Source organism: Arthrobacter sp. efr-133-TYG-118 (assembly GCF_030209755.1).
GTDB lineage: Bacteria > Actinomycetota > Actinomycetes > Actinomycetales > Micrococcaceae > Arthrobacter.
Genome location: NZ_JARVRH010000009.1, coordinates 44,149 through 63,365, shown reverse-complemented (window position 1 = coordinate 63,365; position 19,217 = coordinate 44,149). Strand labels below are relative to the sequence as shown.

At 64.4% G+C, this 19,217-nt stretch carries 19 protein-coding genes; 12 read left to right on the top strand and 7 right to left on the bottom strand.

Annotated elements, in window-relative coordinates; translation table 11 throughout:
- The first annotated feature begins 5 nt into the window (after positions 1 to 5).
- The 4 genes from gcvT (at position 6) to QRN59_RS08110 (ending at position 4,972) form a co-directional block, all read left to right on the top strand.
- A complete protein-coding gene (gene gcvT / locus QRN59_RS08125) occupies positions 6 to 1,139 on the top strand; it encodes a glycine cleavage system aminomethyltransferase GcvT (protein ID WP_284982016.1) in 1,134 nt (377 codons plus the stop codon).
- Between the two features lie 509 nt (positions 1,140 to 1,648).
- Positions 1,649 to 2,032: a glycine cleavage system protein GcvH gene (gcvH, locus tag QRN59_RS08120; protein WP_284982015.1), complete on the top strand. Its 384-nt coding sequence runs from the start codon at positions 1,649 to 1,651 to the stop codon at positions 2,030 to 2,032.
- Positions 2,029 to 3,366, top strand: a complete 1,338-nt coding sequence (glyA, locus tag QRN59_RS08115; protein ID WP_284982014.1) for a serine hydroxymethyltransferase — start codon at positions 2,029 to 2,031, stop codon at positions 3,364 to 3,366. Before gcvH ends, glyA begins: the two co-directional genes overlap by 4 nt.
- 163 nt (positions 3,367 to 3,529) lie before the next feature.
- Positions 3,530 to 4,972 (top strand): L-serine ammonia-lyase, encoded by a 1,443-nt coding sequence (locus QRN59_RS08110; protein ID WP_284982013.1) that lies wholly within the window; start codon positions 3,530 to 3,532, stop codon positions 4,970 to 4,972.
- Here QRN59_RS08110 and QRN59_RS08105 read toward each other — a convergent pair.
- Complete coding sequence (locus tag QRN59_RS08105) at positions 4,953 to 5,117, bottom strand: hypothetical protein (RefSeq protein ID WP_284982012.1); 165 nt, start codon at positions 5,115 to 5,117, stop codon at positions 4,953 to 4,955. The two genes, QRN59_RS08110 and QRN59_RS08105, sit on opposite strands and share 20 nt — an antisense overlap.
- Before the next feature lie 229 nt (positions 5,118 to 5,346).
- Here QRN59_RS08105 and QRN59_RS08100 point away from each other — a divergent pair, with 229 nt between their 5' ends.
- Together QRN59_RS08100 and QRN59_RS08095 are read left to right on the top strand one after the other, a co-directional pair.
- Positions 5,347 to 6,420 (top strand): lipid II:glycine glycyltransferase FemX, encoded by a 1,074-nt coding sequence (locus tag QRN59_RS08100; protein ID WP_284982011.1) that lies wholly within the window; start codon positions 5,347 to 5,349, stop codon positions 6,418 to 6,420.
- A gap of 78 nt (positions 6,421 to 6,498) precedes the next feature.
- On the top strand, positions 6,499 to 7,977 hold the full coding sequence (locus QRN59_RS08095) for a threonine/serine exporter family protein (RefSeq protein WP_284982010.1): 1,479 nt from the start codon (positions 6,499 to 6,501) through the stop codon (positions 7,975 to 7,977).
- 34 nt (positions 7,978 to 8,011) lie between these two features.
- Here the strand turns inward: QRN59_RS08095 and QRN59_RS08090 are convergent, their stop codons facing one another.
- Positions 8,012 to 8,851 (bottom strand): siderophore-interacting protein, encoded by an 840-nt coding sequence (locus QRN59_RS08090; protein ID WP_284982009.1) that lies wholly within the window; start codon positions 8,849 to 8,851, stop codon positions 8,012 to 8,014.
- A 15-nt stretch (positions 8,852 to 8,866) separates the two neighbouring features.
- Positions 8,867 to 9,634 carry a uracil-DNA glycosylase gene (locus QRN59_RS08085; RefSeq protein ID WP_284982008.1) on the bottom strand — a complete coding sequence of 256 codons (768 nt, stop codon included), beginning with the start codon at positions 9,632 to 9,634 and terminating at the stop codon, positions 8,867 to 8,869.
- Positions 9,635 to 9,782: 148 nt separating this feature from the next.
- Here QRN59_RS08085 and QRN59_RS08080 point away from each other — a divergent pair, with 148 nt between their 5' ends.
- From QRN59_RS08080 to QRN59_RS08055, 6 genes are all read left to right on the top strand, one after another.
- Positions 9,783 to 10,118: a DUF3263 domain-containing protein gene (locus tag QRN59_RS08080; RefSeq protein WP_284982007.1), complete on the top strand. Its 336-nt coding sequence runs from the start codon at positions 9,783 to 9,785 to the stop codon at positions 10,116 to 10,118.
- A gap of 49 nt (positions 10,119 to 10,167) precedes the next feature.
- On the top strand, positions 10,168 to 10,788 hold the full coding sequence (locus tag QRN59_RS08075) for a LytR C-terminal domain-containing protein (protein WP_284982006.1): 621 nt from the start codon (positions 10,168 to 10,170) through the stop codon (positions 10,786 to 10,788).
- A 139-nt stretch (positions 10,789 to 10,927) separates the two neighbouring features.
- Entirely contained in the window at positions 10,928 to 11,131 is a 204-nt protein-coding gene (locus QRN59_RS08070) for a cold-shock protein (protein ID WP_059388209.1), read from the top strand.
- Positions 11,132 to 11,199: 68 nt separating this feature from the next.
- Positions 11,200 to 12,498 (top strand): ABC transporter substrate-binding protein, encoded by a 1,299-nt coding sequence (locus QRN59_RS08065; RefSeq protein ID WP_284982005.1) that lies wholly within the window; start codon positions 11,200 to 11,202, stop codon positions 12,496 to 12,498.
- Between the two features lie 297 nt (positions 12,499 to 12,795).
- Positions 12,796 to 14,424, top strand: a complete 1,629-nt coding sequence (gene groL / locus QRN59_RS08060; protein ID WP_184737888.1) for a chaperonin GroEL — start codon at positions 12,796 to 12,798, stop codon at positions 14,422 to 14,424.
- Positions 14,425 to 14,623: 199 nt separating this feature from the next.
- Entirely contained in the window at positions 14,624 to 15,703 is a 1,080-nt protein-coding gene (locus tag QRN59_RS08055; RefSeq protein ID WP_284982004.1) for a ribonuclease HI family protein, read from the top strand.
- Positions 15,704 to 15,810: 107 nt separating this feature from the next.
- Here QRN59_RS08055 and QRN59_RS08050 read toward each other — a convergent pair whose 3' ends face one another.
- From QRN59_RS08050 to QRN59_RS08035, 4 genes are all read right to left on the bottom strand, one after another.
- Positions 15,811 to 16,101, bottom strand: a complete 291-nt coding sequence (locus QRN59_RS08050; protein ID WP_284982003.1) for a WXG100 family type VII secretion target — start codon at positions 16,099 to 16,101, stop codon at positions 15,811 to 15,813.
- Positions 16,102 to 16,251: 150 nt separating this feature from the next.
- A complete protein-coding gene (locus QRN59_RS08045; protein WP_284982002.1) occupies positions 16,252 to 17,733 on the bottom strand; it encodes a sensor histidine kinase in 1,482 nt (493 codons plus the stop codon).
- A 2-nt stretch (positions 17,734 to 17,735) separates the two neighbouring features.
- Positions 17,736 to 18,446 carry a response regulator transcription factor gene (locus tag QRN59_RS08040; protein ID WP_059388206.1) on the bottom strand — a complete coding sequence of 237 codons (711 nt, stop codon included), beginning with the start codon at positions 18,444 to 18,446 and terminating at the stop codon, positions 17,736 to 17,738.
- Between the two features lie 84 nt (positions 18,447 to 18,530).
- Complete coding sequence (locus QRN59_RS08035) at positions 18,531 to 19,166, bottom strand: LysE/ArgO family amino acid transporter (RefSeq protein ID WP_284982001.1); 636 nt, start codon at positions 19,164 to 19,166, stop codon at positions 18,531 to 18,533.
- Positions 19,167 to 19,217: the final 51 nt, after the last annotated feature.

Genomic DNA, 19,217 nt, shown 5'->3' with positions numbered 1-19,217 from the left:
CCACGATGACTGAGAACTACACTGCGCTCTACGAAGAGCACAAGAAGCTCGGCGCTTCCTTCACCGATTTCGGTGGCTGGCAGATGCCCCTGAAGTACTCCTCCGAACTGGCCGAACACCACGCCGTCCGCCGGTCCGCAGGCCTGTTCGACCTTTCCCACATGGGCGAAGTCTGGGTCACCGGCCCGGACGCCGCCGCTTTCCTCGACTACGCCTTGGTGGGCAAAATCTCCGCCATGTCCGTGGGCAAGGCCAAGTACTCGCTGATCTGCCAGGAAGACGGCGGCATCATCGACGACCTCATCACGTACCGCCGCGGCGATGCCACGTTCCTCGTGGTTCCGAACGCCGGCAACGCCAAGGTCGTGGCCGAGGCTTTGGCACAGCGGGCAGCCAACTTCGACGTCGTCGTCGAGGACGCCTCCGCGGCAACCTCCCTGATCGCCGTCCAGGGTCCCAAAGCGGAAGAAATCCTCCTTCGCCTGGTCCCGGCGGAACAGCACTCGCTGGTTACCGAGCTCAAGTACTACGCCGCCGTCGAGGTGCCCTTCACCTTTGCCGGAATCACCACCGAACTGCTGCTCGCCCGCACCGGCTACACCGGCGAGGACGGCTTCGAAATCTTCGTGGACAATGATGCCGCTGCGGCCCTGTGGCAAGCAATCGCAGCAGTTGCCGAGGACGGCGAACTGATCCCCGCCGGCCTGGCCTCGCGTGACTCCCTGCGTCTCGAAGCCGGCATGCCGCTCTATGGCAACGAGCTCTCCCGCCAAGGCAACCCCTTCTCGGCAGGCCTGGGCCCCGTTGTCTCGCTCGCCAAGGAAAGCGACTTCGTGGGGCGCGCCGCCCTGGAAGCCCTGAAGGCTGAGGGCGCCGGTTCAACCAGCGGCCGCAAGCTGGTTGGCCTCAAGGGCCTCGGGCGCCGCGCCGGCCGCAGCCACTACCCGGTCCTCAAGGACGGCACAGTGGTCGGCGAAGTCACGTCCGGCCAGCCCAGCCCCACGCTCGGCTACCCGGTCGCTTTGGCGTATGTCGACGTCGAACACGCTGAGCCCGGCACGGCCCTGGACGTCGACCTGCGCGGCAAGGCCGAGCCGTTCGAAGTTGTCGCACTGCCGTTCTACAAGCGAGCCAAGTAAGTCTCGGGTGGCTCGCGGCTCCGGGGGTGGCTGGGAGCCGCGGGACGGAAGAATCCTCCGCGTGCTCGGTCGCGAAGACGCCCGCTGAGCGGACGTGTCGCTTCCAGGGGCCCACGCCGTCCGGGTTCCCTGACCGAGCTTGCGAGGTTAGGGGGACGGTGGGGACGCACGCTTCCGGATCCTCCCGGCAAGCGGCGGCTCTCGGCTCACCGCGGCTCAGTTTCAGTCCGGCACCTTTGGTTTGGCTCATTTTCGAAAGCCAAAGGTGCTGGATGATGAGCCACCTGCCGCAGCTTGGCCCGCGGGAACCACGGGTCACCGACTAAAACCGAAAGGGCCAGCGTTCTTTTCCGGAACTGTTGGCCCCGAAACTGAACATGCCTCTAGCGGTGGGGGAGCGGCATCCGGCAGCGTGCGTCAAAACGACGAAGGAGCAGCACGCAGAGGATGGCGGCCCCCGCCGCGTAACCTGACCACAATTGTTTTTAGACCAACGCAAAGGAAAAAACATGGCAAAAGTTGCACCTGAACTGCAGTACTCCGACGAGCACGAGTGGGTTTCCCGCGAGGCCGGCAACCTTGTGTCTATCGGTATCTCCGCCGTGGCCACCGATGCCCTCGGCGACATCGTGTACGTTGACTTGCCCGAGGTCGGTTCCGCTGTGACTGCGGGGGAGACCTGCGGCGAGGTTGAGTCCACCAAGTCCGTCTCGGACCTGTACTCCCCGGTGACGGGTGAAGTCACGGAAGTGAACTCCGCCGTCGTCGACGATCCTGCCCTGATCAACAACGATCCGTACGGTGCAGGGTGGCTATTCAAGGTCGCCGCCGAGTCCGACGGTCCGCTGCTTTCCGCGGAGGAATACGCTTCCAAGAACGGTGGCGAGCTGTGAGCGCCGCAACCGGGGCCGCAGGCACCGGAACCACAGCGTTCGAGCAGGTAGTTTCGCCGAGCCTGGACACGTTGTTGTCCGAGCTGGATCCGGAGATCGCGGCGAAGATCGACGACGAGTTGAACCGTCAGCGTTCGGGCCTGGAAATGATCGCGTCCGAGAACCACACCGCCGTGGCTGTCATGCAGGCGCAGGGTTCGGTGCTGACCAACAAGTACGCGGAAGGCTACCCGGGCAAGCGCTACTACGGTGGCTGCGAGCACGTGGACGTCATCGAGCAGTTGGCTATCGATCGCGTGAAGGCCCTCTTCGGTGCCGAGTACGCGAACGTGCAGCCGCACTCCGGCGCCCAGGCAAACGCCTCGGTGATGCACGCCCTCATCAAGCCGGGCGACACCATCATGGGCCTGAACCTGGCACACGGTGGGCACTTGACCCATGGTATGCGGATCAATTTCTCCGGACGCCTGTACAACGTCATCCCGTACCAAGTCCGCGAAGAAGACCACCGAATCGACATGGCCGAGGTGGAGCGCCTGGCGCTTGAGCACAAGCCGGCCCTGATCGTGGCCGGCTGGTCCGCCTACGCGCGCCAGCTGGACTTCGCCGAGTTCCGCCGGATCGCGGACCTGGTGGGCGCGTACCTCATGGTGGACATGGCGCACTTCGCGGGCCTGGTGGCCGCCGGTCTGCACCCGTCCCCGGTCCCGCACGCGCACGTCACGACGTCGACGACGCACAAGACCCTCGCCGGTCCGCGCGGCGGCATCATCCTCTCCAACGACGCCGACATCGCCAAGAAGATCAACTCCGCGGTCTTCCCGGGCCAGCAGGGTGGCCCGTTGGAGCACGTGATCGCCGGCAAGGCCGTGGCTTTCAAGATCGCCGGCTCGGAAGAGTTCAAGGAACGCCAGGAGCGCGTGCTGGCCGGTGCCCGGATCCTGGCCGAGCGCCTCGTCCAGCCCGACGTCACTGCCAAGGGGATCTCCGTGATTTCCGGCGGCACGGACGTGCACCTGGTGCTCGTGGATCTGCGCAACTGCGAACTTGACGGCCAGCAGGCCGAAGACCGCCTCGCTGCGATCGACATCACCGTCAACCGCAACGCCGTTCCGTTCGACCCGCGCCCGCCGATGGTGACCTCCGGCCTGCGGATCGGCACCCCGGCCCTGGCCACCCGCGGTTTCGGTGAAGCGGCGTTCCGTGAAGTTGCGGACATCATCGCCGAGGCACTGATCGCCGATGCCGACGCCGACCTCTCCGGCCTGCGTCATCGCGTGGAGGCACTCGCCGCCGCGCACCCGCTCTACCCGCGCGTTGCGAACCTCAGCTGAGGTTCTCCGGGCCCGGAGGGGGCTGGGCATCCGGCAGCATGCGCCCCACCGTCCCCCTGACCTCGCAAGCTCGGTCAGGGAACCCGGACGGTGTGGGCCCAAGGCATGCAGAGGATGTCCGGCTCCCTCCCCACCCAACCACATACCTAGTTAGGAACCGACAATGGCTGTTGGCGTCTTCGATCTTTTCTCTATTGGGATTGGTCCTTCGAGTTCGCATACCGTGGGACCTATGCGTGCCGCGGCAGTATTCGCGGGTGAACTGAAGGAGACCGGCGCCCTGGAACGGGTGGCCTCCCTGCGCGTTGACCTGTACGGTTCCCTGGCTGCTACGGGCCGCGGGCACGGCACCATGACCGCGGTGCTGCTGGGATTGGAGGGCTATCACCCCGAGGAGATCCTCCCCGAGGAAGTGGAGGAAAGGCTCGCTTCGATTGCCGAAACCGGGACGCTGAACCTTTGCGGCGCCGTCGATCCCGATGGCGACCCGGTTTTGGGAGTACCGCTGCCGTACGGGGAATCGGACATGATCCTGCACCCGCTCACGGTCCTGCCCCGGCATACGAACGGGATGAAGTTCTCCGTTTCCGACGCCGACGGCGACGTGCTGCACGAGGCTACGTTCTTTTCCGTGGGCGGCGGCTTCATCGTCCGCGAAGGCGAAGAGGACGCGGCCCAGAAGGAACTGGAGGAGTCCAAGAAGGAACTCCCGTTGCCCTTCCGCACGGCAGCCGAACTCATGGGACGCTGCTCCTCGAAGGGGCTCGGCATCTCGGACATCATGTTCATCAACGAACGCGCTTCCCGGACCGAAGAGGAAATCCGCGAAGGCCTGCTGCACATCTACTCCGTCATGGAGGCCTGTGTTGAAACGTCCCTCAAGCGCGAAGGCGTGCTGCCAGGCGGGCTCAAGGTCCGGCGTCGCGCTCCAGATTGGCACGAACGGCTCCTGAAGGAGACAAAGGACCAGGACCCCGACTATCACGACCCGAAGTACTGGCAGGAATGGGTGAACCTGATTGCCCTGGCCGTGAACGAGGAAAACGCCTCGGGTGGCCGTGTTGTCACCGCGCCCACGAACGGTGCCGCCGGGATCATCCCCGCCGTGCTGTACTACGCCCTGCATTTCGCCCCCGGCATGGACAAGGCCACCCAACAGGACCGCGACGACGTCGTGGTGAAGTTCCTGCTCGCCGCAGGCGCCGTCGGGGTCCTCTACAAGGAGCAGGCCTCGATCTCCGGAGCCGAAGTGGGCTGCCAAGGCGAGGTGGGCTCCGCTTCCTCGATGGCGGCCGCCGGCTTGGCCGAAGTCATGGGCGGCTCGCCTGGACAGGTGGAGAACGCGGCCGAGATCGCCATGGAACACAACCTGGGACTGACCTGCGACCCGATCGGCGGACTCGTGCAGATCCCGTGCATCGAACGCAACGCGATCGCGGCGGCGAAGGCCATCAACGCCGCGAAGATGGCGCTCTGGGGCGACGGCACCCACCGCGTCTCCCTGGACGAGGTCATCGTGACCATGCGCGAAACCGGCAAGGACATGTCCTCCAAATACAAGGAAACCGCCATGGGCGGCCTCGCAGTCAACGTCGTGGAGTGCTGACGCCCGAGTCCTGATCTTCGAGGCGGCCGGTACCGGACGGCCAGGCCGGGCCCAGCAGTGCCGCGGATGCCATGGCAGTGAGTACCGACCAAATGCCGTTGCTGCGGCCGGTGGTGAGCGGCGGAATGGGGCGGTAGACGATCATCGGATACTCCTGGCTCGGCGTTTGGTACTACCACCTTCCGCCGCCGGATTAGTTGTGGACTTTGGGGAGCCTTTGCCCTGCCTGTGAGAATCGAAGGGCATCAACGTGGAGGCGTTGGAACAGGCCAGGCTGTAGCCTTCCGTGGGGGCCGATAGACTTGGGGCTGAACACCTGCGCCGCACACCGGTGCCTGCTGCCTCACGTACGCAACTGATTGGACACGGCCCCCTTGCGAGAATTTACCGCACGCTTTGCCACCGCCGAGGAAATCGAACACTGGGACAAACACGTCACCGCCAACCCCAACGGCGGCAACCTCCTCCAATCCGAGGCATTTGCAGACGTGAAGCAGCACTTCGGCTGGAAGCCCTTGCATCTCGTCTACGAGACCAAGGAGTACAGCAGCTACAACCTGGTCCTGGAGAAGTCGTTTCCATTGCTCGGCAAGCTCTGGTACCTCATCAAGGGCCCCGACGTTGCCAGCGTCGAGGACATTCAGGGGATCATCAAGGCCAACCGGGAATTCGTCAAGCGGGACAAGCTCGGGGTTTTCGCCGTGAAAATCGAGCCGGACATCGTCCTCAGCGGCGAGGCCCGGGACGCGATTGAGGCTACGGGAGTGGTCAAGACCCCCAACCTGCAGCCGAACGACTCCACAGCCCTGCTGGACATCTCTCCCGAGGAAAACCAGCTGCTGCGCAACCTGCATTCCCGCGGCCGCAACGCCGTTCGCAGGGCCATCCGCGAAGGCGTCGAAGTCCACACCATGGAACCCACGGAAGAGAACTTCCGTTCCATGTATGCGCTGATGACCAACACGGTCGAGGCGAAGTCCCAAGTCCGCGTCCGGGAATTCGGGTACTACCGCCAGTTCTGGACCAACTTCATCGAGCGTGGCCAGGGCAGGCTCCTGTTTGTCTTCGAAAACGGTGTCCCATCCGTCGGAGCCTTCGTCATCAACTATGGCCGGAAGGGCACCTACAAGGACGGCGGATCGCTGCAGAAGCGCGCGCAGTACGGCGATTCGCACTTGGTCCAGTGGACAGCCATCAACCAGGTCAAGGAGCTGGGTTGCACTGAGTACGATTTCTGCGGCACTCCGCCCGGGGACCGGCTCAAAGACACCTCACATCCGTTCCACGGACTTGGCCTGTTCAAGACCAGCTTCAGCAAGACCGTCACCGACTTCGTCGGGTGCTACGACCAAGTCATCAGCCCGCTGAAGTACAAGCTCTGGACCGCTGCCGGGGAACGTATCGCACGGCAGATCTACACCCGCCGCACGGGCCAGCAGTTCTATTAAAATCGCAGCGCCACCCCGCCCACTGCATGTGCACGACACCGTATTTGGAGGAACCACGCCCTTTGGAGGAACACCCGCGTGACTGACCGCCCCGACAACAGGCCCAACACGGACGGCTTGCCCAAGACGCAGCCGCTGAAGCCATCCCAGGTGCGCCAGAATGTCAACGCCAAGCGCATGCTCCGCAGGCTCGTGCAGGGCGAGAATCCTCCCACCGCCCCCATGAGCATCGTCGACCGCCTGGCGGGCAGCCCCTATGCCAACCCCATCATCCACGTGGGCGGTGTTGACGCTTCGGCCCGCAAGACCATCGACTTCGCGCTGCACATGGCCGAATCCATGTTTCGTTACGGCGCCGGTGCCCTGGAAGTCGAGACCAGCATCATCGCGGTCACGGCGGCACTCGGGTTGAAGAACATTGAAGTGGACATCACCAACCAGTCGGTCGCGCTCAACTATGCGCCCAAGGACCAGACTCCCATTACACTGCTCCGGGTTGTTCGCTCCTGGACCAACAACTACGCAGGCCTGGCCCAGGTGCACCAACTCGTCACGGATATCGTGGCCGGCGGGGTGGGCAGGTCAGAAGCGGTGAACCGGCTGGATGACATCATCCGCAGCAGCAAGCCCTTCCCGCGGTGGATGGTCACCATGGCGTTCGGCGTCTTCTCTGCTGTCTTCGTCGGGGTCCTGGGCGGGGGACCGGGCGCGTCCGCCCTGGCTTTCGTCTCCAACATGCTGGTCAACCTCGTGGCCCGGCAATTGGGCAAGTGGCGCACGCCTGACTTCTTCGTGACAGCGGCCTGCTCCTTCCTGGTCACGTTCATCGCGCTCATGCTCCACTGGGCCGGGGCGGACATCCCGCCGTCCATCGTCGTGGCGGGCGGCATTCTCCTGCTGTTGCCAACCGGGCGGCTCGTCTCTTCAGTGCAGGATGCCATCAACGGATTCCCCGTGACTGCGGCCGGACGATTCCTGTCCACCATCCTGACCTTCGGCGCGATCGTTGCGGGCATCGCCGTCGCGGTGGTTGTGGGCGACCTCATCGGCAGCGTCGCGATCGACGTCACGCAAACATTCCCCGAGGCGTATCCATTGTGGGGCCAGGCCATCCTGATCGCCATCGGGGTGATTGCCATCGGCATCACCGAACAGACCCTGCTCAAACTCCTGCTCCCGACGGCGGCAGTGGGTTTGGTGGGTTACTTCGTCTTGTGGGGGGCTTCCAACCTTGGCTTCGGAGACCGGCTCTCGCCGGCGATTTCCGCCGTGGTCATCGGTCTGCTCGCCCGAATGGTGGCACTCAGGCTCGGGGCGCCGCAGCTGGTGGTAGCCGTTCCCGCGGCCCTCATCCTTCTGCCAGGCCTGAAGATATTCCGTTCCATGTATGTGTTGACGGTCCAGGAAGCGGATGTCTTGCTGGGTTCGGGCGGCATGCTCAACGCAGGAGCGATCGTGCTGGGTGTGGCCGCAGGGATTGTGCTGGGTGACAACCTTGCCCGGCCGTTGACCAAGGGCCTGGCCAGCAACGAGCGCCGCCGCGTCCGCCGGCGGTAGCCCGCCAGCCGAGGGAACGCCAAAGCGCCAGGCGCTAGATCTGCCCGATCGGGAGTTTCTTCTCCGCCTGGAAATCGTCCTCCACACGCCCTTGGGCCCAGTATCCGGAAAGCGATACCTGGGAACGCTCCAGCCCGCGCTGCTTGAAGAAGATGTCCCGCAGCCCCTTCATGTAGCCGCGTTCACCGTGCGCAAACACGTCGACCCGGCCGGGCAGCCACTCTGCATCGCCCAAGGCATCAAGCAGGATCGTGCTTGATCCGGCCGGGACTCCGGAACGAAGCAGCCAGTGCAGCCCCACGCCGTCGGGCGCCGCGATGGCAAGGATGTCGGCGCCGCTATCGACTTCGAGGAAAGCAAGGCCCTTGGCGTCGGCCGGCAGGGATTCGATCGCGGCGGCAATCGCCGGGAGCGCGGCGTCGTCGCCCGCGAAAAGGTACCAGTCGGCGTCGGGCGCGGGGTTGTAGGCGCCGCCGGGACCCGTGAAAACAAGGGTGTCGCCGGGCTGGGCTGCCAGCGCCCACGGGCCTGCAAGGCCCTCGTCGCCATGGACCACAAAGTCAATTGCCAGTTCCTGCGCGGCTTGGTCCACCCAACGGACGGTGTAGGTACGGGTGTAAGGCCATTGCGCGCGGGGCATGGTCTCGCGGATGGCCCAAAGATCCAGTGGCAGCTCATAGTCGACGCCGGGCTGCGGGAACACGATCTTCACATACCGGTCCACGAAGTCGTTGTTCGCGTAGCCGGCAAAACCGGGTCCACCAGCAATGATGCGCACCATGTGGGGCGAAAGCTGTTCTGTGCGCAGCACAGTCAGGTTCACTTGGGGGCGGGTATTGCGGGATGCAGACGACGTCGCGGGCAAAGATGTCATGTAGGCAAGCCTAAGCTAGGGCAGTGGTGGAAGCTCCCAGATGACGGGATCCGCGCCTTGCCTACGGAGCAGCGCGTTGGCCCGGCTGAACGGGCGCGAACCGAAGAATCCCCGCGACGCGGAGAGCGGGCTGGGGTGTGCGGAAGAGATCACAGGGGCGCCTTCAAGCAGTGGCTGCACGGCTTCAGCGTCCTTGCCCCACAAGATCGCGACGAGCGGACTCTGCTGCCCGGCAGCGGTGCGGCGGCGGGCGACGGCGGTGACCGCCGCCGTCGTGATCGCCTCCCAGCCTTTGCCCCGGTGGGAGCCGGCCGCACCGGCCGCGACGCTGAGCACCCTGTTGAGGAGGAGTACTCCCTGGCCCGTCCAGGCCGAAAGATCGCCGTGGACCCGCGGCGGGAGCCCGAGATCGGACTCCATCTCGCGGTAGATGTTCGAGAGGCTGCGGGGGATGGGCCGGGTTGGCGCGGAAACCGCGAAGGAGAGCCCGACGGCGTGGCCCGGCGTTGGGTAGGGGTCCTGGCCCAGGATCAGCACCTTGACGTCTGCCAGAGGCTGCCGGAAGGCGCGAAGGAGGTTGGGCGCCGCAGGCAGGACATGGGTTCCGCGGCTGGCCTCGCCCGCCACGAAGGCCAGCACCGAGCGCAGCTCGTCCTCGACGCCGGAGAGCGCGTCAGCCCAGTCCGGCGCCATCAGGTCCTCCAAGGCCATTCCCGGGAGTGCCTCGAACCCGGCGGAGTGATCCTCGGATTCAAGCTCAAATAACGCTTCTTCGCCTGCCACCCAGCCATTGTCCCTGTCCAGAGGCTCCCGGGGAAAGCGGCGCCTGGGAAAGCGGCTCCGGAAGGCGGCGGGGCAAATGACATTGGTGTTATTCGCCCGCTACCATGGGCGGGGGACATTTTCAGTCAATGCGTCGAAGGAGTGTGTCGTGGCAGAACCCGCACGGGAACCCATGGCGTCCGAAGCAACTGGATTGGTGCTTGAAGACCTGTCCGCCGGACTCCGCAGCGATTCGCCGCTCGGCGAGCGTGAACAGCAGATGCTTGCCCTGGAGAGGCAATGGTGGAAGTACGCCGGGGCCAAGGAACAGGCCGTCAGGGAACTCTTCGGTCTCTCCGCGACCCACTACTACCAGCTGCTCAATGCCCTCATCGACACTGAGGAAGCATTGGCTCACGATCCTATGCTGGTCAAGAGATTGCGTAGACTACGTATGTCACGTCAGAGGGCCCGCACAGCGCGTCGTCTCGGTTCTGACGCGTAGAGCACCCGCTGATCCCCCAGCAAGCAAGCAGCAAGGACAAGGCTTCACCATGACAAAATTTGCCCGGGATGAATTCGACCGTGTCCCGCAGAGCTCATCGCGCCAGGGTGTCCACAGGCTCGTCGCGTCCGCTTCCCGTCCCGCGCTGTGGCCGGTCCTGCTCCTGGGCGGCATCGCGCTGGCCGTAGGCCTCGTTGCCTTCCTCATCCTTCCGAAGCTTGGCTTCACCTCATCGACGACGCCGCAAGCCGTCGTCACCGCGGACGCTTCCAAGCAAAGCGCCGCGGCGTCACCTTCCGCAAGCAGCTCCGCGCAGGCATCCAGCCAGCCGAGCCCGAGCGACACGCCTTCCAGCACGCCGACGGCCATCACAGCGACCCCCAGCACGGCGCCATTGGACAAGACGGCGGCAGTCGCGGTCTACAACGGCACCACCACCGGCGGCCTGGCTGCCCGCGTGGCCGGCCTCGTGCAAGGCGGGGGGTGGCCGTTGGCCACCGTCGCAAACTGGGGTGGCATGCCCCAGCAGACGTCGTCGGTCTTCTACAAAGGTGCAGCCCAGAAAGGCAATGCCGAAGCGCTCGGCAAATTGCTGGGCATTTCCAACCTTGTGGACAGCGCCGAATTCCAGCAGCCCGTGGTTGTCATTCTGGGCCCCGGCTACAAGTAGCAACTCGGTTACGCCTCAATAACATTGCGGCTACCCGCACCCAAGGTTGCGCTACGGCAACGTGACTGTGGTTACAGTAGTTGTGAGCTGGCCCGGAGATCCCGGAAGCCGGCCACTGCTAGTTGAAAGTGTGGGGATCATGGCTTTGGGAACCGTCAAATGGTTCAATGCCGAAAAGGGCTACGGATTCATCACCGTGGATGAGTCCGGTGACGACATCTTTGTGCATTGGTCCGCCATCCAGATGGATGGCTTCCGTGCTCTCGAAGAAGGACAACGGGTCGACTTCGAACTGGGCGAGGGCCAGAAGGGCCCGCAGGCAGAAAGCGTGCGGCTTATCTAGTGGGTGATGCGGCAACAGGGCTGTCCCGGCCTTTTGGAACCCGGCCCCTTGGAGGACACCGGTCCCGGGTGGTTTCTCTTCTTGCAGGCTTTGCGGCCTTGGCCCTTGGGCTGGCCGGATGTTCCGCCCCCATCGGCAACGCCAGGCTCAGCTCCGTTACCCCGAGCGGCGACGGGGTCCTGCGCGTCGGCGTGATTCTGGACAACACCGGTAGCTCGGCATTCCTCAATGAGTCCGAGCTGGCAGCGGCCAAGTTGGCTGTCAAGCAGATCAACGACGCAGGCGGATACAAGGGCCACCCTGTCGAGTTGCTTCCGGCGTCGGCGGCCGGCGAAGGCAGCAGCGCTAGCCAAGGGGCCAGCGCGGCGGCCTTCACTGCCGATACCGCGGCGCAAGCCAAGGCGTTGCTGTCGGCCCACGCCGACGTCGTTGTGGGGCCAACGGATTCCAGCCACGCCCCCGCCGCCATCGATGTGTTGTCTCCCGCCCGGATTCCGCTCATCTCGCCGGCCAACACGGCGTCGGGGCTGAGCAGCTACAAGAACGGCGGCTTCTACTTCCGCACCTCGGCCGCTGACGCCGCACAGGGCAGCGTCTTGGCGAAGCTGGCCCACGACGCCGGCGCCAAGAGGATTTCCGTCCTCCACGAAGCCGGGGACTACGGTACGCGCGTCTCCGGAGCGGTCATGGACGCCGCACGAAGCCTCGGAATGAACGCGGTGTCCAACGCCGAATTCACGCCCGGCAAAGCAGCTCCCGCCGCGGCGGGCATCAAGTCGGGCACGCCGGACGCCGTCGTCGTGGTTGCCCGTGATGGTGCCCAAGGCGCCCTGGCCGAGCTACTGAACACCGGGCTGAGCGGCAAGAGCCTGATCCTGAGTGACGGTGCCATCCGCCAATACGGAACGGCGCTCGGTGCCGGTGGCCTCGACGGCGCGAGGGGGATTCTTCCAGGTGTCTTTCCGAGTGCGGAGTTCCAGGCCGATCTGATTGGCATCGACCCCCAACTCAAGGACACGACGTACGCTGCCGAGACGTACGACGCCGTCAACCTCGCGTCGATTGCGGCAGCAGCGGCGGGCGACGACGCCGGTGGCTCGATCGCGGCCTGGCTCACCACTGTGTCCGGCGGGACGCGCCCGGCGTCGGGGGATGCGGCGACGAAAGAACGCACGTCCTGTGCGTCATACAAGGACTGCCTCGAGGTGCTGAAAGCGGCCAAGCTCCCGGATTACGACGGCGAGTCCGGCACCATCGGCTTCGACGCCAACGGCGACGTTACTTCGTCCAATTACATGGTCTTCACCTACGGAGCCGACAACACTGCGCGGGTGAGCGGCAAGGAGACCGCCTCTCGGACTCCATGACGGGCTTGTGCCCGTAGCGAATTCCCTTGGCGTGGCGAGCAATTTCCGGCTCTTCCTGCTTGCACTCTCCTCGGGTGAGTGCTAATTATTGATTAGCACTCTCAAGCACTGACTGCTAATTCTTCGCGGCTCCGGTCGTATTGAAATAGTGGCGGTGCCTGGGGGAACAAAGAAAACCTTGCTGGGGTGAGGTCCGGAGCACGCGGCGTACAGAGGCCGAATGTGAAGGATCGTCCGTCGCGGGCACCGCAGTGAAGGCACCTTCTTAACGACTGTCCCGAAAGGACTACCGCCGTTATGGCCAAGATCATTGCATTTGATGAAGAGGCACGCCGCGGTCTCGAGCGGGGTCTTAACATCCTCGCCGACGCCGTCAAGGTCACCCTCGGCCCGCGTGGACGCAACGTCGTCCTCGAAAAGAAGTGGGGCGCCCCCACGATCACCAACGATGGTGTTTCCATCGCCAAGGAGATCGAACTGGACGACCCGTTCGAGAAGATCGGCGCCGAGCTGGTCAAGGAAGTTGCCAAGAAGACGGATGACGTCGCTGGCGACGGCACCACCACAGCCACCGTTCTGGCCCAGGCACTGGTCAAGGAAGGCCTGCGCAACGTAGCTGCCGGTGCCGACCCGCTGTCACTCAAGCGCGGCATCGAGAAGGCTGTTGAAGCCGTCATCCGCGAGCTGCTCGCCTCCGCCAAGGAAATCGAGACCAAGGAAGAGATCGCAGCCACGGCTTCCATCTCCGCCGGCGACTCCGAAATCGGTAACCTCATTGCTGAAGCCCTGGACAAGGTGGGCAAGGAAGGCGTCATCACGGTCGAGGAGTCCAACACCTTCGGCCTGGAGCTTGAGCTCACCGAAGGCATGCGCTTCGACAAGGGTTACATCTCCGCTTACTTCGTCACCGACGCAGAGCGCCAGGAAACGGTCCTCGAAGACCCGTACATCCTGATCGTCAACTCCAAGATCTCCAACGTGAAGGAACTCGTTGCGGTCCTGGAGAAGGTCATGCAGTCCAACAAGCCGCTGCTGATCATCGCCGAGGACATCGAGGGTGAGGCCCTGGCCACACTGATCGTGAACAAGATCCGTGGCACCTTCAAGTCCGTTGCCGTCAAGGCTCCGGGCTTCGGTGACCGCCGCAAGGCACAGCTCGCCGACATCGCGATCCTCACTGGCGGCCAGGTCATCTCCTCGGAGGTCGGCCTGAGCCTCGAGAACGCAACCCTCGAACTGCTCGGCAACGCCCGCAAGGTTGTTGTCACCAAGGACGAGACCACCATCGTCGAAGGTGCCGGCGACGCCGACGCCATCGCCGGTCGTGTTGCACAGATCCGTGCCGAGATCGAGAACTCCGACTCCGACTACGACCGCGAGAAGCTGCAGGAGCGCCTGGCCAAGCTGGCCGGCGGCGTTGCAGTCATCAAGGCCGGTGCCGCAACCGAGGTCGAGCTCAAGGAACGCAAGCACCGCATTGAGGACGCTGTCCGCAACGCGAAGGCTGCCGTTGAAGAAGGCATTGTCGCCGGTGGTGGCGTTGCCCTCATCCAGGCTGGCGCCAAGGCATTCGCCAACCTGCAGCTCGAAGGCGACGAAGCAACGGGCGCCAACATCGTCCGCGTTGCCATCGACGCTCCGCTCAAGCAGATCGCTTACAACGCTGGCCTCGAGCCGGGCGTTGTCATCGACAAGGTCCGCGGCCTGCCGTCGGGCCACGGCCTGAACGCTGCAACCGGCGTTTACGAGGACCTGCTGGCCGCTGGCGTCAACGACCCCGTAAAGGTCACCCGCTCGGCTCTCCAGAACGCTGCCTCCATCGCTGGTCTGTTCCTGACCACCGAGGCCGTTGTTGCCGACAAGCCGGAGAAGAACGCTCCGGCCATGGGTGGCGGCGACGACATGGGCGGCATGGGCGGCTTCTAAGCCCCCGCGCCGGCTCACTAGCCACACGCACGACGACGGTCCCCACTTCGGTGGGGGCCGTCGTCGCCGTTTAACGACGCTCGCTCACCTTTATCGGGTTTTGCCGCGACGCTCGCTCACCTTTATCGGGTTTTGCCGCGACGCTCGCTCAGGGCCTCGCGGTCCGGGAGTGTCGGGGTGGTCTGGCAGGATGGAAACCATGACGATTATTGCTGCCGCCGATGGTTCTGCCCTCGGCAATCCCGGGCCTGCCGGTTGGGCCTGGTACGTGAACGACTCTTGCTGGAGGGCCGGCGGGTGGCCGCACGGAACCAACAACCAGGGCGAGCTCATGGCGGTGCTTGACCTCTTCCGGTCCACGGCACATGTTCCCGATGAAGAGCTGAAGATTCTCTGCGACAGCCAGTACGTCATCAATTGCATCACCAAGTGGATGCCGGGATGGAAGCGCAAGGGTTGGCGCAAAGCGGACGGAAAGCCCGTCTTGAACGTCGATCTCCTCAAGGACATCGACCAGGCCATTATCGGCCGAAAGTACACGTTCGAGTGGGTCAAGGGCCACGCTGGCCACGACCTCAACGAGGCTGCCGACGATCGCGCCCGTGCGGTCGCCACGGCGTTCCAGCAAGGAACAGCCGCTCCCGGCGGTCCGGGCTATCCGGGAGCTGGTGAAGCTGCACGGTCCTTGCCCCGAACCCCATCAGCCCGCGCGTCGTCAGTCAGGACAGCGCCGGTGGAGGCGCCCTCGCTTTTCGACGACGACCACGACGACGCTGATGCCCTGGATGAAGACCTCACGTTGTTCGGCGGTCAGGACCTCTTGAGCGGGTCGTCCTTGCCGAACGTGCCGGCGGCGTTCACGGAGGCGGAGACATTCATCGAGCCCACTTTGTTCGCCGGTGACGACGAAGAAGCGGTCCTTGGCCAGCCCGGCGGGCGTTCGGACGAGGATACGGTCATTCTTCTTGAGAGGGAGCTCCTGAGGCCCGACGTCAGGGGAGACCTTGGGCGTACGGGGATCCTGCTCCACCCGGACTTCACTGAGATTGGCAGCTCCGGACGTGTCTGGTCCCGCGACGAGCTCATGATGGCGTTGGAGGGCGATCCAGGCGAAACCGCAGAGGTAGAAATAATTTCCGCAGAGCGCATCTCCAGCAACACCATCTTGCTCAGCTACAGAAGTTACGGACGAACCGGCTCGGCATTGCGGAGTTCGATCTGGTTGCTGGACGACGGCCGCTGGCGGTTGCGCTTCCACCAGTCGACGCCGGAGAAGTAGCGGCGGCAAGCACGCGCGGACGCTGGACGCAACTGGACCCTTGAAAACAACTAGATCCCGGCGGGATGGCAGATTAGCCGCCCGCCGGGATCTCCCAGCCCCAGTTCCTAGTAGCTGAACCGCTGGGTGTTGCCTTGCTCGGTCTGGAGGTAGCTTGCCGCGGCGGAGGACAGGGCCAGGTTGATGGATGCCAGCGAGGCCTCCACCTTGTTCTGGGTCAACGTCCACTCGGAGACGAGGGCCTGGAAATTGTTGGCCGCTGATCCCTTCCAGGTGGCTTGAAGTTCGTCCAGGCCACGTTTCATCGCTTGGATGTCGGCGCTGATGCGATCCACGGTGGCTTTGACGTTGGCGGACTTGAGCTGGAGCAATTCGGTATCGACGGAGATAACGCTCATAGGGCGTGGCCTTTCAACTAAACGGGGTCCGCAGGTGCGGCTGGCTTGTGGTCCACACAACGAGCCTAGAAGCCGTCACATGGCCCAGGCAGAGTCGAATCTTCGTATGTGGACAACTCGCTACATCAGGCCGCCCAGCGTAGAAAACTGCTAGTCGGAGATCTCCGCCTCGGCAATGCCGGCATCTTCGGGCACCTCGGACATGTCGTCCTGGAAAGGGAGGCTGACAACAAGGGTGGCCCCGCCGCCGTCGGTCTCTTCCACCCTGACGGTGCCGCCGTGGGACCCCACAATTGCCGCGACAATCGCGAGGCCGAGCCCGCTGCCGCCGGTCTCCCGCGTGCGCGAAGTGTCCGCCCTGTAGAAGCGCTCGAAGATCCGGGGCAGTTCCTCGGCCGGAATGCCGCTGCCGTGGTCCCGCACCTCGAGAACGGATAACGGACCGGCGGGCGTGTTCCGCACCCCGACGGCGAGCTCGATCGGTGTTCCTTCGGGCGTGTATCTCAGGGCGTTGCCCACCAGGTTTCCGAGCACCTGACGAAGCTTGGCCTCGTCACCTTGGACCGGGGCAGCCGCTGCCGCTCCGCCGTCGAGCCCCGTGAGTGAAATCTTCCGCTCGCCGGAGGTTGCGAGTGAGTCCACGACGGCGTCGTTCGCCAGCAGATGCAGATCCACCGGCTTGAGCTGCAACGGCCGTTGTTCGTCCAGGCGGGCAAGCAACAGCAGGTCTTCCACCATGGATCCCATCCGCTTGGCCTCGCTCTCGATCCTGCCCATGGCGGTGCCCACGTCTTCCGGCGTGGCAAGGGCGCCGTGGCGGTAAAGCTCGGAGAAACCGCGGATGGTGACCAAGGGGGTGCGCAGCTCGTGGGAGGCGTCGGCGGCGAATCGCCGCATCCTGGCCTCGGAGGCTGCACGCGCCGCAAAAGACGATTCGATATGGGCGAGCATCGCGTTGAGGGAAGCCCCCAGGCGACCGACTTCGGTGACCGGGTTTTCGACCTCCACACGGCGTGAAAGATCACCGGCAGCGATAGCGGCCGCCGTCTTTTCGACGCGCGCGAGGGGGCGGAAGGAACGTGCAACAGTCCAGGTGGCGATGAAGAACGCGAGCACCAGGGTCAAAAGTCCGACGCCGACCACCACGAGGGTCGCGTGTTCCATGACTCGGTCCACGGGGGAGAGGGGCAACCCGACGATCACCACCGCGTTTTGCCCGGTCCGGTTGTCCACGACGTTGACCGCCACCACACGCCAATTGCCGCCGGCAGTGCCACCCACTTGGAAGGGTGCGTAGTTGCGGTCCTTGGCTTCAACCGGGCTGATGCCGGCGATGCTCGGCCGATCGGTCTTGCTGCCGCCGAACGGATAGGGCGGCTGGCCCTGGACGTACAGCGTCAAGGAATAGTCCGTGGGCACGGCGGGGCTCGCCTCAGACAGGTTGGCAAAAGACTGCTGCTGCTGGGCGGTCTGGACAGCAGCCTTGAGCTTGTCATCCACTTGCCCCTGGAGGTAGCTCTTGACGAGCGTCAGCGTCCCGGCGCCCGTGGCGGCCAGGGCAAGGAGCAGCAGCCCCATGATGATGGCGACCAGCTGCGACCTGAGGGAGGCCGACTTCCAACGGTTGAACAAGGTCAGCGCTTCTCGGCCGTCCGCAGTACGTAACCGACGCCACGCTTCGTCTGGATCAGGGCAGTGGCATCCGGGTCAATATCCACTTTGCGCCGGAGGTAGGAAATGTAGGACTCCACGATCGAGGCGTCGCCGTTGAAGTCGTATTCCCAAACGTGGTCCAGGATCTGCGCCTTGGAAAGCACCCGGTTGGGGTTCAGCATGAGGTATCGCAGCAGCTTGAACTCGGTGGGCGACAGCTCGATGATGGTGCCGCCGCGGCGGACCTCGTGCGCGTCGTCGTCGAGCTCCAGGTCATCCACGCGGATGACGGCGTCGTCGTCTTCCATCGGCTGCGTGCGGCGCAGCACGGCGCGGATGCGGGCCACCACTTCGTCCAGGCTGAAGGGCTTGGTGACGTAGTCGTCGCCGCCCACGGTGAGGCCGGTGACCTTGTCTTCGGTATCGTCCTTGGCAGTCAGGAACAGGACAGGGAAGTGCTTTCCGGCGGCGCGAAGGCGGCGGGTGACAGTGAACCCGTCCATATCGGGGAGCATGACGTCCAGGACCGCGAGGTCCGGGGCGTGAAGATCGGCGGCAGCGAGCGCTTCGCGGCCGTTCGACGCCGCAACGACCTCAAAGCCAGCAAAACGCAGCGAGGTGGAGAGCAGCTCACGGATGTTGGGTTCGTCGTCGACGACGAGGAGCTTGGCTTCGGGGCCGTTCTTTTTCATACCATTCATGATGCTCCCAGTTTCTGGGAGTTGACTGGATGCTTGTTGTGAGAATTATCGGGGTGTCGTGGTTGTAGGCCCGGGCTAACTGCCGAGAGCCAGCCCGACGCCGAGTCCCACCATAGTGACGGCAATCCCGCCGTCGAGGACCCGCCAGGACGCCGGGCGCGCAAAGAAACCACGGAGCAGTTTCGCGCCGAACCCGAGTGAACAGAACCAAAGAATACTGCCCAGCATGGCTCCGGCGCCGAACCACCACTGCAGCCCGGGCCCTTGCGCGTTCGCCACGGATCCCAGCAGCAATACGGTGTCCAGGTAGACGTGGGGGTTGAGCCACGTCAGTGCCATGACAGTTGCCAGAGCTGCCGCCAGTCCGCTTCGGCCGGCACCCGAAGGCCCGGGCTCAGCGGACATGAGCGCTTGCGGCTTGAGGATCCGCCGTGCCGCCATCACGCCGTACGTGACCAGGAATGCCGCACCGACATAGCGGAGAACGACGACGGCGGCAGGCGCCGCGGTGAGCAGGGCGCCGGTGCCGAGTACCCCGGCCGCGATGAGCACGGCGTCCGAGATGGCGCACACGGCAACGATTGCTCCGATATGTTCGCCACGGATTCCTTGCCGGAGGACGAAAGCATTTTGGGCGCCTATGGCAACAATGAGGGCAAGGCCTGTGCCGAGGCCCAGGCCTGCAGCGTGGAAAACATCGGGGGAGTTCATACTTCGAGGCTAGGTTTCGCCTTCTACATTAGTCCAGCTAAATATTCTTAG